Source organism: Achromobacter sp. NPDC058515 (genome assembly GCF_042721735.1).
GTDB lineage: Bacteria > Pseudomonadota > Gammaproteobacteria > Burkholderiales > Burkholderiaceae_B > Achromobacter.
The window spans coordinates 143,586-156,653 of sequence record NZ_JBHXNI010000007.1 but is presented as its reverse complement, the minus strand read 5'-3'; the positions used below and the strand labels follow the sequence as shown (position 1 = coordinate 156,653).

Here is a 13,068-nt window from a genome sequence, read left to right as displayed (position 1 = left end):
CTAATAATTAAATCAACGGGTTGTGAACGGCAGGTTACGGGTGAGCCAGTCTTCAAGCTTCCGATGCAGCGAGTTCATCATCCGCAGGCGGCTCAAACAGCTTCGCCCATTTCAAGATCATCTCCTCCGAGATGCGGAATGCGGTGGCCGGAAGCGCCGCGTTCCGGGCCGCCAACCGGGTCAGAATCTCTCCGGTCGTCGTTGGCGCATAATGAATGACGGGGCTGGCCCTCAATGACAGGGCACGCCTGCGAAACTCGTCGCGTTCAGCCCGAGACCAAAAGCCAAAGTCCAATATCACATCAAGACCCTGCATGAGTACGCGCTCGGCTATCTCCCAGAGCAGTGCTTCTATGGCGCTGTGCCTGGAGTCGTGCTCGGGATCGTCCAGATCTTGACCGAAGAGCCGAAGATGCCACTCATCCGGCGTCAGCCGAATAGCCGGCAAGGCCCTTTCCAATTCCTTCGCCCGCGTTGTTTTGCCGGAGCCCGGCAGTCCGACCATCAGGTGCAGCGTCGCCAATGCGTGTCCTTTTGTCCAGGTCGTCCCAGCCGCTTTCGCGATCGCCAGAGGATGCCAGGCCGGCTATTGCGCAGGAGGGATGATCAATCCGAGGGCGTCAGTCAGCCCGATCCGGTCGGCCAGATGTCGATTTACCGTGGGGCCCAAATCGCGGCGCAGATGATCCGTGTCGCGGTACAGGAAACGACCGTCTTGATAGGTGTCACAACCTAAGGCGGTGCACATGGCATCTCCAGGGAAGATGAACGCAACCTCAGGATGCCGGGATTGGACTTCCTGAAGCATCCTTTGTGACTGCGCTTGCCACATGCCGAATGTGGCGGGAGATATCTTTGTGGCATCGGCGCCGCAGGACCGACGCAGCAATCCGGATCTGTTTCCAATCGCGCAATGGATGGGGGCTGCATCAAAGGATGGCATGTCGCTGATCACGATTACCCGCTTTCCCAGCTTTTCCAGCTCGGGCAGCAACTCATTCATTCCGTCTTTTAAGGCCTGGAGCCCGCCGCTTTTTGCCGCAGGGGTCCCAATGGATTCGGGTGGCGAGTCGCCGCGAAAGGACCAAAGAGCATGCCCGGCCCAGGCGGACGCGATGATCAGGCCGGACACATCGTCGGACGCCGCGAGTTGGGCTAGAAGCTGATCGTGCGTCTTGGTGCAGCCAGCCGTGTAGTCCGGGCCAAGCCGGACGAATCGCTTTGTTCCAGTATCGGTGAAGATGGGCGGGCAGGCGCGGAACAGCGCCACGGATACGCCGTTGGCTTTGGCCGCCTCATGGATATAGGGCATGAAGTGCTCTGCGTGGCTGTCGCCCGTCAGCACAAGGCGCATTTTCGATTGGCCCCATGGCCCTCCAGCTTGGCACAATCCCTTCCATGGGCCGTCCTGAACTACTGCGGGGCAATCCCACGCCCACATGGCATCCCGGTTGCCGAGGTTGCCGAGGTCGGCGGGGATGCGGGAAGGGAAGCCGTGAGTGGAGGCAACGGTAAGAGCAGCCATGCCGACCAGGACAGACGCTCCGATGCCGGCTCCCACCGTCCTATGTTCTGAATGCCGCTGCCTGCGGAATGGCTGCTCCACCCAGCGCCAGGATAGCCAGCCTAGCCCGAACGATATGGCGCCGAGCATGATCTGATCTTGGGCTGACAAGGAGGCATTGCCTGTGTAGTGTTTCCACAGGACGATGACAGGCCAATGCCAAAGATAGAGGGAATACGAAATTTTCCCAATGAATATCATCGGCGGCGCAGAGAGCGCGGATCGGATGAGCCCGGGCTGCGATCCGTAGCGAAGCAGCAAACATGCGCCAATGACCGGCAGCAGCGCGGCGAAGCCGGGGAACGCGGTGGCTTTGTCCAGGGCGAGAACGGCGGATAGGACGAGTGCAAGGCCCACCGCCGCAGCCGACCGGTTGGTCTTGGCCACCGGAAGAAACGCGAGGATTGACCCGGCTGCCAGTTCCCACGCGCGGTACTGCGGGAGATAGAACGCCGCCTTCGGGTTGTGTGAAAGCGCCAGCAAGCCGCCAATAAAGCTCAGGCTGAACAGGCAGACGAGGGCGGTGAGGGCGTACCTCCCCCTGCGCAGTCTGTAAATAATCGCCAGCGCGATCGGGAGGACGACGTAGAACTGTTCTTCGATTGCGAGGGACCAGGTATGCAACAGCGGCATCGTGGATGCCGACGCGTCGAAGTAGCCGGTGTTTAAGTAAAAGAAGATATTGCTGACGGACGCCGCTGCGGCAACGGCGCTGCGGCCCATGGTGGCGTAGTCGCCGGGCGCCAGCAGCCAGTACCCGGCCCCTAGCGACACCAGCAGCATGACCAGAAGCGCAGGCAGGATGCGGCGGATGCGCCGGCCATAGAACGACAAGAGCGAGAACGAATCGCTATCCAGCTCGGCCTTCAGGATGGTCGTGATCAGGAACCCGGAAATGACGAAGAAAACGTCCACCCCAGCGAATCCCCCGCTAACGCCGGGGACGCCAAGGTGGAACAGAACCACGGCCAACACGGATATAGCGCGCAGCCCGTCTATCTCGGGCCGGTACTTGATGTTCGACATTTGCCTGCAAGTATTTTGATTTGGCCCGAATTGTAAGAGCTATTCGGAACCACCCGCTCCAGCGGGCTTTCTTGCCCCGAGGCGCAATGGAGATCGAGGGCGACACGGAACGTCGCCGGGGCTGCTGTCCGCTGTCGAGGCGGCCGTGAATGTGTGGCTTGCCGGCAAGCCCCCGCTGACCGTAATCAGTGCGGGGCTTTTCTCTTCGTGCACGGCAATCGCCCGCGGGTGGCGATTCTGGTTGCGACTTCCTTACGAAGGAAAGTTCGCGGCAGATTCATTGAAACCGTCTTCAATGAAAAAGCTGGTGAAGACGCACCGGGAAAACAAGGTGTAGCCATGGTCGCGCATGAATCTGTAGGTGGGCGACTCTCCGGGCCTGTCCGCGATGAACTTGATGTCTTCCACCGCAACGACGAGGGGACGCTGTTTCTCCCAATTTCCCGACTTGAGGACATCGACGTCCAGTTCCTCTACGTCGATGTTGACAAACTCCGGCGCCGTTCCCTTGAAGTATTCGTTGATGATGTCTTCAAGCGTCATTACCTCGACGGAAGTGGGCTTGGGGACATCAACCTGGCTGACCGCGGCAACTTCTTCGGCAAATTTCTTGTTTGCCGTATTGCTGGATGCCCAGTCATGGAAATTGAAATAGTCCATGAAGCCGCGCTCGGCGCCGACCGCCTTGTTGACGCTTACGTCTTTGGGGCGAAGCGCTCGGCATTGCTCAATCATGAACGGGTTGGGGTCCACATTGACGCCCGTCCACCCTTGCCGATAGAGAGACATGGTGTTTGAGTACAAGGCCGGGTGGTAGCACCCGATATCCAGATAGCGGCCGAGCTTGAATTCTCGAAATATGAACTGGGCGATACTGTCTTCGCCCCAGTGCGAGAAGACAACCTTGCCATGTTCTGGCACGCGTTGCCCTTCGAGCTGCCCTATAACTTCACGTTGCGTGCCCATTTTTTCGTGAAGCCTGATCACCTCGGCCAAGGCGGAATCGCGTTCGGAAATCACTCGGCGAACATCAGGTACTGCAAGTAAGAACTTCTTCGCAAGCTGCCGGAACATTATGTCTCCAAGGTCGACTATTGAATTCTATTTTTCTTGCGGAATGGATTGTAAGGCATCGCTTATCGTCAATGGGAATATGCGCGCCCGCTTTAGCAGTCCCCATTTTTTCTATTGGGGACTCATTTAAGTGTTCAAGACTTCGAGCGCTCGCGGCAGCGTTCGCCGCTCTAGGGGCGGGGCATGGAAAACGCTGGGGTACTGAATAAGGCTATAACTGGCACTAATCAATTCCTTGAAGATAGTAGTGTGCCTGCTGCGCGAACTGCATCCGCCCGCCAGCCGGCGCCCGCCCTCTGTCCACTCAACCCAGGATTCCGCCATGACACAACTGCAAGTCAACGGCCAGGCCAAGGAAGTCGCCGTTCCCGACGATATGCCCCTGCTTTGGGTGTTGCGCGATGAGCTCGGCATGACAGGCACCAAGTTCGGCTGCGGCATGGCCCTGTGCGGGGCCTGTACGGCCCACATGGACGGCCAGCCGATACGCTCCTGTGTCACGCCAGTCTCGGCCGCGGCCGGCCGTGCCATCGCGACCATCGAAGGCATGGAGGCCGACCGTGTCGGCCGGGTGGTGCAGCGCGCCTGGGTCGAGAACAATGTTGCGCAATGCGGCTATTGCCAGGCGGGGCAGATCATGACGGCGGTCGGCCTGCTCAAGGCCACGCCCGCGCCCACCGAAGCGCAGATCGACGACGCGATGAGCGGCAACATCTGCCGTTGCGGCACCTATCCGCGCATACGCGCCGCCGTCAAGCAGGCCGCGGCCCAGCTCGCGCAGGCAGGCCAATGATGACGACCTCTCTGCAAATGACGCGGCGCGGCTTTCTGCAAGGGGGCCTGGGCGCCTTGACGCTGGCCGTGACGGCCAATGGCCTCATCAGCGCCGTCTGGGCGGCCGACGCGGCGCCAAAGCAATACGGCGCGGACGGCATGCCCGGCGGCACCGTGGATGACCCGCTGGCCTTTGTCTCCATCGCGCCGGACGGCGCGGTGACCATCGTGGCGCATCGCGCCGAGATGGGCACGGGCGTGCGCACCAGCCTTCCCATGGTGGTGGCCGACGAGCTCGAAGCCGTCTGGGACAGGGTGAAGGTCGTGCAGGCCGATGCCAACGAGGCGCGCTACGGCAACCAGAACGTGGACGGCTCGCGCAGCGTGCGCCACTTCCTGATGCCTATGCGCCGCGTGGGCGCCGCCGCCCGCCAGATGCTCGAAGCGGCCGCCGCCGCCCGCTGGTCGGTGCCCGTGGCCGAGGTGCGCGCCGCGCAGCATGAAGTCGTGCACACGCCCACCGGCCGCCGGCTTGGGTATGGCGAGCTGGCCGCCGACGCGGCCAGGGTTGCGGTGCCCTCGGGCGATGCGCTCAAGCTCAAGGCGCCCGCCGAGTTCCGCTTCATCGGCAAGAACCAGGTGCGTCTGGTGGACCTGGAAGACATCGGGAAGGGCCAGGCCATCTACGGCATGGACATGCGCCTGCCCGGCATGGTCTATGCCGTGGTGGCGCGCCCGCCGGTGGTGGGCGGCAAGCTTCGCCGCGTGGACAGCGCCAAGGCATTGGCCGTGCCCGGCGTGATCAAGGTGGTGGAAATTCCCGCCATGAGCGGCGCGCCGGCCTTCCAGCCGCTGGGCGGCGTGGCGGTGGTGGCGCGCAATACGTGGTCCGCCATGCAGGGCCGCGCGGCGCTGGAACTGGAATGGGACGACGGCCCCAACGGCGGCTATGACTCGGCGGCCTACCGGCAGACGCTGGAAGCCGCGTCCCGCGCGCCCGGCAAGGTCATGCGCAATGAAGGCGACGCGCCGCAAGCCTGGAGCCGGGCGCCCGAAGCCGAGCGATACGCCGCCGAATACTACGTGCCCCACCTGGCGCACGCCTCGATGGAGACGCCGGTGGCCACCGTGCGTATCCAGGCCGGCCGTGCCGAGGTCTGGACTTCCATCCAGAATCCCGCGGCGGCGCAGGACGCCGTGGCCCGGCGGCTGAAGCTCAAGTCCGGGGACGTCAAGGTGAACGTGCTGCTGCTGGGCGGCGGCTTTGGCCGCAAGTCCAAGCCCGACTTCGTGGACGAGGCCGCCATCGTTGCCCAGGCCATGCCGGAGGGCACGCCGGTCAAGCTGGTGTGGACCCGCGAGGACGACATTCATCACGATTATCTGCATACCGTGTCGGTGGAGCGCCTTGAAGCGGTGGTCGGCAAGGAAGGCAAGATGCAGTCGTGGCTGCATCGCAGCGCGGCGCCCACGATCGCGTCGCTGTTCTCGGACGGGGCAAAGGGACAGCAGCTGTTCGAGTCCGCCATGTCGGCCATCAACATGCCTTACCTCATCCCGAATGTGCGCGTCGAAACGGCGGAGGTCGCCGCCCATGCGCGCATCGGCTGGTTCCGGTCGGTAGCCAATATTCCGCATGCCTTCGCGGCGCAGTGCTTCATTGCCGAACTGGCGCACCGCGCGGGCCAGGACCACAAGCAGTACGCGCTGGACCTGATCGGCCCGGCGCGCAAGATCGACCCGGGCACGATGGGCGACGCCTGGAACTACACCGAATCGCCCGAGCGCTATCCCTACGACACCGGCCGCCTGCGCGGCGTGATCGAAGCCGCGGCGCGCGGCGCGGGCTGGGGCCGCGAGCTGCCCAAGGGGCACGGGCTGGGCCTGGCCTTCTGCTACAGCTTCATGAGCTATACGGCCACCGTGGTCGAAGTGGCGGTGGACGATAAGGGCGGGCTGCGGGTGGTGGCGGTGGACATGGCGATGGACTGCGGCCCGCAGATCAATCCCGAGCGCATCCGCGCCCAGATGGAGGGCGGCGCCATCATGGGCCTGAGCCTGGCGCTGGTCGGTGAAATCACGTTCGAGAAAGGCCGGGTCAAGCAGAGCAACTTCTACGACTATGAAGTGCTGCGCCACAATGCCTCGCCGCGCGTGATCCGCACCCACCTGGTCAACGACGATCACGCGCTGCCGCCCGGGGGCGTGGGCGAGCCGCCCGTGCCGCCGGTGGCTCCGGCGCTGTGCAACGCCATTTTTGCGGCCACGGGCAAGCGTGTGCGCAGCCTGCCCGTCCGCGATGCCGTATAGGAGTCCATTGCATGGAAAGCGTTGATGTGCGCGTGCTGCGCGCCGCCCGCGACTGGCGCGCCAACGGCGACCGGCTGCTGCTCGCCACCGTGGTGAAGACCTGGGGCTCCTCGCCCCGGCCCACGGGCTCCATGATGGCGTTGCGCGAGGACGGGCGCTGCGTGGGCTCCGTCTCCGGCGGCTGCATCGAGGACGACCTGATTTTCCGCTACACCCGCGTCCACGGGGGCGCGGGCATTCCGCGGGAAGCGCCGCAACTGGTGCGCTACGGCGTGAGCGCGGACGAAGCGCACCGGTTCGGCCTGCCCTGCGGCGGCACGCTGGAATTGCTGCTGGAGTTTGGCCCTGACCTTGCCGCGCTCGATGCCCTGGTGCGGCAGCTGGAAGCCGGGAAACTGGTGCAACGCACGGTGGACTGCGCCACCGGCGCGGTGACGCTGGAGCCCGCCGCCGCGCCCGAGGCCTTGCGCTTTGACGGCGCAATCCTGTCCAGCACGCTGGGGCCGCAGTACCGCATGCTGCTCATCGGCGCGGGCGCGCTGGCTGAGTATGTCGCCACCATGGCCTTGTTCAACGACTTCGCGGTCACGGTCTGCGACCCGCGCGCGGAATACCTCGGCGCCTGGTCGGTGCCCGGCGTGCAAACCACGACGGAAATGCCCGACGACGCCGTCCGGGCGATGCGCGCCGACGCGCGCACCTGCATCGTGGCGCTGAGCCACGACCCCAAGCTCGACGACCTGGCGTTGCTGGAGGCGCTGCACAGCCCCGCGTTCTATGTGGGCGCCATCGGCTCGCGCCGCAATACCGACAGCCGCAGGCAGCGGCTGATCGAGCATTTCGATGAAACCGAGGAATCGCTGCAGCGTCTGCACGCGCCCGTCGGCGTCTACATCGGCAGCAAGACGCCCGCCGAAATCGCCGTGAGCGTGATGGCCGAAATCCTGGCTGTCAAGAACGGCGTGCGCGTGCCGCGCGCCCTGTCGGTGGCGGCAGGCAAGGCGCGGCAGGCGCCCTGCTAGGTTCCGTAACCTTTTGGAAAAATATCGAACTGAAATGATCGCGTAAAAGTCGGACCATCCTACGCTGGCCCTGGATCAGGCTGAAAGCATGAGGCCGGGTACATGCCACATCGTCCCGAATGGTGTTGAACAGCAAAGGATGCTTAACGTGACTTCGATCAGAAAGACCGCCGCCTGTGCGCTGGGTTCGCTCGCGATGCTGGCGGGATACAGCCAAATCGCCCGGGCTCAAACGCCGGCCGGGCCGTCTGCCCAAGCGCCCCTGGCGGCCGGCCTGACCGAGAGCGGCACCGCGGAGGCCCAGGTCGTGGAAGCGGTGCGCAGCGGCGACATCCTGTCCATCAAGGTGCGCTTCAAGCCCATTGTTCCGGACAAGACAGAGATGATCTATCCGTCCATCACCAAGGACGCCTACGAAAGCAGCTTCTACGTCATCGCCGGGAACAAGAAGCACCTGCTGCTCAAGGACAGCAACGACAAGCCGCTGACCAATCCCAAGCTGATGATCAGGACCTCGAAGGATGCCCCCATCGCCGGGGCATGGCAGGGGAAGTTTCCCGCGCCGCCCAAGGAAGTCACTGAGATTTCCCTGACGATACCGGGCGTCGAGACCATCGACGCCATCAAGATCACCGATCGATAGCCATGGCCGGCTTCCCGGGCGCATCGACACTTTTGGCGGCCGCGCTGCTGGCCGCCGCCGGCGGCTCGCTGGCGCAAGAGCCTCCCTACAAGGCCGAAATCCTGGACCTCCGGGCCACGATCCTGGACCTGAAGGGATTCCCCGCCGACACCGGCGGCGGCGTCATGGACCTGAACGCGCAGGTGGACGGCCTGGCTGCCCGCCACGAAGGCCTGTCGGTGCGGCAAGGCAAGAATGCCGTGACGGTATCGATGCTGGGCGATGTGCTGTTCGATTTCGACAAGGCAGTCGTCAGGCCCGCGGCCGAGCCGGCGCTGCTTGACATCGCGCGCGCCGTCAAAGCCGTACCCGCCGGCGCGGTCGCCATCGAAGGGCATACCGACTCCAAGGGGGCCGCGTCCTACAACAAGGACCTGTCCTTGCGGCGCGCCAAGGCGGTGGAGCAATGGCTGGCAAGCCATGGCGTGGACAAGGCGCGGCTGTTGGTCAAGGGCCTGGGCGATACGCGGCCTGTCCAGCCGAACAAGCTTGCGAACGGCGCGGACAATCCGCAGGGGCGGGCCCAGAACCGCCGCGTGGAGTTCGTGCTGCCCAAGCGCTGAGGACAGCGCCGCCTTCGCATTCAGGCCGCGGGCGCGGCCCGCAGCCGGAACACGGCGTGCACCGACCGCCCGCGCGCATCGACCGCCACGGTGACGGGCATGTCGCGGACTTCAAACTCGTAGATGGCTTCCATGCCCAGGTCGGCAAAGGCGACCACGCGGGCCGACCGGATCGTGCGGGCCACCAGATAGGCCGCGCCGCCCACCGCGCTCAGATACGCCGCGCCATGGGCCTTGATGGCCGCGATGGCCTGCGGACCGCGCTCGGCCTTGCCGATGGTGACCAGCAGCCCCGTTTGCGCCAGCAGTTGCGGCATGAACTTGTCCATGCGCGTGGCGGTGGTGGGGCCGGCCGGACCGACGGCTTCGCCGGCTACCGGGTCCACTGGCCCGACGTAATACAGCGCCCGGCCGCGCAGCGGCACCGGCAAGGGCTCGCCCTGGTCCAGCAGGTCGGCCAGGCGCTTGTGGGCGGCGTCGCGTCCGGTCAGCAGCTTGCCCGACAGCAGCAGCGTGTCGCCCGCGGACCAGCGCGCGACCTCGGCTTGCGTGAGGGAATCCAGGTCCACTCGCCTGCCTTCCTGCGCGGGCAGCGCGTCGGGAATGCCGTCCCACGTCGCGGGGTCGGGCGCGGGAATCGCCGCGGGCCCCGCAGCCGGCATGTCGAACGACACGAAGCGCGTGGCGGCGCAGTTGGGCACCAGCGCCACGGGCAGCAGCGCCGCATGCGAGGGCGCGGTGGCGACCTTCACATCCAGCACCGTCGTGTCGCCGCCCAGGCCTTGCGCGCCGATGCCCAATGCGTTGACGCGCCGGTGCACGTCGATGCGCAGCCGTTCCTCCGGCGTGGCGGCGCCGCGTTCGAGCAGGTCCGGCATGTCGATCGGATTGAACAGGGCGCGCTTGGCCAGGGCCACGGCTTGCTCGGGCGTGCCGCCGATGCCCAGGCCGAGCACGCCGGGCGGACACCAGCCCGCGCCCATGCCGGGCAATTGCGAAATCACCCAGTCCGCCACGGAGTCGCTGGGGTTGAGCATGGCGTAGCGCGTCTTGACGTCGCCGCCGCCGCCCTTGGCCACGACGGTCAGCGCCAGTTCGTCGCCCTCGACCAGCTCCACCTGCACGATGGCCGGCGTGTTGTCGCGGGTGTTGCTGCGCGCGCCCAGAGGGTCCCGGATCATCGAGGCGCGCAAGGGGTTTTGCGCGCAGCCGTAGGCCCGCGCCACGGCGCGGTTGGCCAGCGTCTGCAGGCTGGGCGTGGGCCCGGCGCCGTCGTGGCGGATGCGCAGGTCCATGCCCATCCTTGCGTAGACATGCACGACGCCGGTGTCCTGGCAGACCGGCCGCCGCGCCCGCGCGCTGAGCTTGCTGTTGACCAGCAGTTGCAGCAGCGCGTGGCGGGCGGGCGCCTTGCTTTCGCGGGCATGCGCCGCCTTCAAGGCCTGCACGAAGTCCGCGGGATGCGTGTGGCTGATGGCCTGCAGCGCATCGGCGATGCTGGTTTCGATGTCCGCGGCTAGCACGACGCGCATGATTTCCCGCTCCCTTATTGCAGCGTGATGCCGGCGTTCTTGATGACCTTGGCCCAGCGCCGGCCTTCGTCGGCGGTGAACTGCTGGAACGCGGCGGGCGCATATTGCTCGGCCTGCAGCATCTGGATCCCTTGCTCCACCATCTTGCCGGTGAAGGCCTGGTCGGCCAGCGCCTTCTGCCAGGCCTGGTACATGGTCTGCACCACCTTGTCCGGCGTGCCCTTGGGCGCATACAGCCCGTACCAGGTGGAAACCTGGAAGCCGGGTATCGCTTTTTCCGCCATCGTGGGCACGTCGGGGAACTGGGCCATCCGGCTGGGCGAGGTCAGGCCCAGCGCCCGGACCTTGCCGCCCTTGGTCTGGGGCAGGGCGGTGTTGGTCTGGTCGAACATGGCGTCCACCTGATTGCCCATCAGGTCGTTCAGCGCGGGACCGGCGCCCTTGTAGGCGACAGGGGTGATGTTCATGCCGGCCTGGCTGGCGAACATTGCGGCCACCAGGTGCGAGGTAGACCCGACGCCCGCATTGCTGAAGTTCAGCTTGCCCGGATTCTGCTTGCCATAGGCGATCAGGTCGGGCACTGATTTATAGGGCGAGGACTCGCCCACCAGCAGCACCAGCGGCGTGTCGGGAAAGCGGAACACGGCCTGGAAGTCCTTGACGGGGTCGTAGGGCAGGCGGGCGTACAGGGACGGCGCCGCCGCCATGTAGCCGATATGGCCGACCAGGAACGTATAGCCGTCCGGCGCGGACTTGGCTGCCTTGGCCGCGCCGATGGTGCCGCCCGCGCCGCCCACGTTCTCGATCAGGATGGTCTGCTTCAGTTCCTGGGCGACACGGTTGGCGACGTTGCGCGCCATGGCGTCCGTCGGGCCGCCCGCGGCGAAGGGGACGATCCAGGTAATGGCCCGGGTCGGGTAGTTGTCTTGCGCGTGGGCGCCCGCCGGCAGGGCGAACGCGCCCGCGACGGCCAGCGCCGCCATCCAGTTCTTCATGATTTGTCTCCGTCCTATTTTTTTGAGAGTCAGGGTAGGGCTGCCGTTCAGGCCGGCCCGGTGTAAGGGCGGGCGCGCATGCGGTCCACCATGTCGGGGGCGGCCCCCAGGTAATTGCCCGGGTCGCACAGGCGCTCGATGGCTGCGCCATCCAGGCGCTGCGTTACCCGGGGATCCTCTTTCAGGACATCGGCCAGGCGGCGGCGCGAGACGGCCGCGCTGCGGCAGGCGTCGTACACCACGTCGTGCGCGGTCTGGCGGCCGATGTGCGGGGCCAGGCCCATCATCACTGCCTCGGCCACGATCAGTCCGCCCGACAGGTCCAGGTTGCGCGCCATCCGGTCGGTGTCGACTTCCAGTCCGCCCAGCATGAAGCGCGCCTGGTGCAGGGCGCCGGCGGTCAGCACAAAGGCTTCGGGCACGGCGGACCATTCCACATGCCAAGGGCCCGTGGCGCGTTCGAAGTCCTGCAGCATGGCGTCCAGCGCCAGGCCCGCGTGCTGGCGGACCGTCTTGGACGCGCTCCACATCAGCTCGCAAGAGATCGGATTGCGCTTCTGCGGCATCGTGCTGGAGGCGCCGCGCCCCTTCACGAAGGGTTCGAATGCCTCGCCGAGCTCGTTGGTCATCATCAGCATGATGTCCACCGCGATCTTGCCCAGCGAGCCGGCCACCAGCGCCAGGAATTGCACCGTTTCCGCCAGGCCGTCGCGCGCGACGTGCCAGGTGATGGGCGTGGCGCCCAGGTCCAGTTCCTGCATCAGGGCGGCATGGACTTCCAGCCCCTGGCCGCCCAGCGACGCCAAGGTGCCGGCGGCGCCGCCGAATTGGCCGATCAGCACGCGCGGCCGCAGCTGCGCCAGGCGTTCGCGATGGCGGCGCACCATCAGCAGCCACACGGCGGCCTTGTAGCCGAACGTGATGGGCAAGGCGTGCTGCAGGTGGGTGCGCCCGGCCATCGGCGCATCGCGGTAGCGCAGCGCCAGGTTGTCCAGGATGCCGTCCAGCGCGGCAAGGTCGGCGTCGATGATCTCCAGCGCATCGCGCACCTGCAGCACCGTGGCGGTGTCCATGATGTCCTGCGTGGTGGCGCCCCAGTGCAGGTATTCGCCTTCGGCGCCGCACATCCGGGATAGCTGGTGCACCAGCGGCAGGATGGGATAGCCGACGATTTCGGTGTCGATGCGCAGCTCGTCCATGTCGATGGCGGCGGCGTCGGCGCGGGCTTCGATCGCGCCGGCGGCCTCGGGCGGGATGACGCCCAGCCGCCCCTGCACGCGGGCCAGCGCCACTTCGGTTTCCACGTAGCGCCGCACGGTGGCGGCATCGTCGAACACGGCGCGCATCGCGGCGGTGCCGAACATGTCTTTGAACAGGGCGGATTCGAGGACGGAGATTGGCATAAATGTACGCTCTTGAAAAGTTGTACGTACATTTAAGCAGGCAAGAATGGGGACGTCAACGCCGGGGATTACCCGTATACGGAGCCGGGCAGGGCGCAGCAGATAGAATGGAGGGCGTCGCCA

11 protein-coding genes are annotated in these 13,068 nt (G+C 65.7%); 5 read left to right on the top strand and 6 right to left on the bottom strand.

Annotated features, from left to right (window positions below):
- Positions 1-52: 52 nt before the first annotated feature.
- The 3 genes from ACFWP0_RS14530 to ACFWP0_RS14520 form a co-directional block, all read right to left on the bottom strand.
- A complete protein-coding gene (locus tag ACFWP0_RS14530; protein WP_377843078.1) occupies positions 53-523 on the bottom strand; it encodes an AAA family ATPase in 471 nt (156 codons plus the stop codon).
- Positions 524-586: 63 nt separating this feature from the next.
- Positions 587-2,590 carry an acyltransferase family protein gene (locus ACFWP0_RS14525; protein WP_377843076.1) on the bottom strand — a complete coding sequence of 668 codons (2,004 nt, stop codon included), beginning with the start codon at positions 2,588-2,590 and terminating at the stop codon, positions 587-589.
- A gap of 252 nt (positions 2,591-2,842) precedes the next feature.
- A complete protein-coding gene (locus ACFWP0_RS14520) occupies positions 2,843-3,664 on the bottom strand; it encodes an FkbM family methyltransferase (RefSeq protein ID WP_377843073.1) in 822 nt (273 codons plus the stop codon).
- A 322-nt stretch (positions 3,665-3,986) separates the two neighbouring features.
- Here ACFWP0_RS14520 and ACFWP0_RS14515 point away from each other — a divergent pair, with 322 nt between their 5' ends.
- From ACFWP0_RS14515 to ACFWP0_RS14495, 5 genes are all read left to right on the top strand, one after another.
- Entirely contained in the window at positions 3,987-4,457 is a 471-nt protein-coding gene (locus tag ACFWP0_RS14515; protein ID WP_377843070.1) for a (2Fe-2S)-binding protein, read from the top strand.
- Positions 4,454-6,748: a molybdopterin cofactor-binding domain-containing protein gene (locus ACFWP0_RS14510; RefSeq protein WP_377843068.1), complete on the top strand. Its 2,295-nt coding sequence runs from the start codon at positions 4,454-4,456 to the stop codon at positions 6,746-6,748. Before ACFWP0_RS14515 ends, ACFWP0_RS14510 begins: the two co-directional genes overlap by 4 nt.
- 11 nt (positions 6,749-6,759) lie before the next feature.
- Complete coding sequence (locus tag ACFWP0_RS14505) at positions 6,760-7,770, top strand: XdhC family protein (RefSeq protein WP_377843065.1); 1,011 nt, start codon at positions 6,760-6,762, stop codon at positions 7,768-7,770.
- A 148-nt stretch (positions 7,771-7,918) separates the two neighbouring features.
- Complete coding sequence (locus ACFWP0_RS14500) at positions 7,919-8,413, top strand: hypothetical protein (RefSeq protein ID WP_377843062.1); 495 nt, start codon at positions 7,919-7,921, stop codon at positions 8,411-8,413.
- 2 nt (positions 8,414-8,415) lie between these two features.
- Positions 8,416-9,015: an OmpA family protein gene (locus tag ACFWP0_RS14495; RefSeq protein ID WP_377843059.1), complete on the top strand. Its 600-nt coding sequence runs from the start codon at positions 8,416-8,418 to the stop codon at positions 9,013-9,015.
- 20 nt (positions 9,016-9,035) lie between these two features.
- Here the strand turns inward: ACFWP0_RS14495 and ACFWP0_RS14490 are convergent, their stop codons facing one another.
- From ACFWP0_RS14490 to ACFWP0_RS14480, 3 genes are read right to left on the bottom strand one after another with little or no spacing between them, the layout of a single operon-like run.
- Positions 9,036-10,547, bottom strand: coding sequence for a fumarate hydratase (locus ACFWP0_RS14490; protein ID WP_377843057.1), 1,512 nt, complete (start codon positions 10,545-10,547; stop codon positions 9,036-9,038).
- Positions 10,548-10,561: 14 nt separating this feature from the next.
- Entirely contained in the window at positions 10,562-11,542 is a 981-nt protein-coding gene (locus ACFWP0_RS14485) for a Bug family tripartite tricarboxylate transporter substrate binding protein (RefSeq protein ID WP_377843055.1), read from the bottom strand.
- Positions 11,543-11,589: 47 nt separating this feature from the next.
- The gene (locus ACFWP0_RS14480) at positions 11,590-12,945 is read right to left on the bottom strand and encodes an adenylosuccinate lyase family protein (RefSeq protein ID WP_377843052.1); all 1,356 of its coding nucleotides are present in this window, start codon (positions 12,943-12,945) and stop codon (positions 11,590-11,592) included.
- Between the last annotated feature and the right edge of the window lie 123 nt (positions 12,946-13,068).

Coding starts and splice junctions, on each gene's coding strand:
- ACFWP0_RS14485 (WP_377843055.1), bottom strand. CDS start 11,542: ATGAAGAACTGGATGGCGGCGCTGGCCGTCGCGGGCGCGTTCGCCCTG.
- ACFWP0_RS14490 (WP_377843057.1), bottom strand. CDS start 10,547: ATGCGCGTCGTGCTAGCCGCGGACATCGAAACCAGCATCGCCGATGCG.
- ACFWP0_RS14480 (WP_377843052.1), bottom strand. CDS start 12,945: ATGCCAATCTCCGTCCTCGAATCCGCCCTGTTCAAAGACATGTTCGGC.
- ACFWP0_RS14505 (WP_377843065.1), top strand. CDS start 6,760: ATGGAAAGCGTTGATGTGCGCGTGCTGCGCGCCGCCCGCGACTGGCGC.
- ACFWP0_RS14495 (WP_377843059.1), top strand. CDS start 8,416: ATGGCCGGCTTCCCGGGCGCATCGACACTTTTGGCGGCCGCGCTGCTG.
- ACFWP0_RS14520 (WP_377843073.1), bottom strand. CDS start 3,664: ATGTTCCGGCAGCTTGCGAAGAAGTTCTTACTTGCAGTACCTGATGTT.
- ACFWP0_RS14510 (WP_377843068.1), top strand. CDS start 4,454: ATGATGACGACCTCTCTGCAAATGACGCGGCGCGGCTTTCTGCAAGGG.
- ACFWP0_RS14525 (WP_377843076.1), bottom strand. CDS start 2,590: ATGTCGAACATCAAGTACCGGCCCGAGATAGACGGGCTGCGCGCTATA.
- ACFWP0_RS14515 (WP_377843070.1), top strand. CDS start 3,987: ATGACACAACTGCAAGTCAACGGCCAGGCCAAGGAAGTCGCCGTTCCC.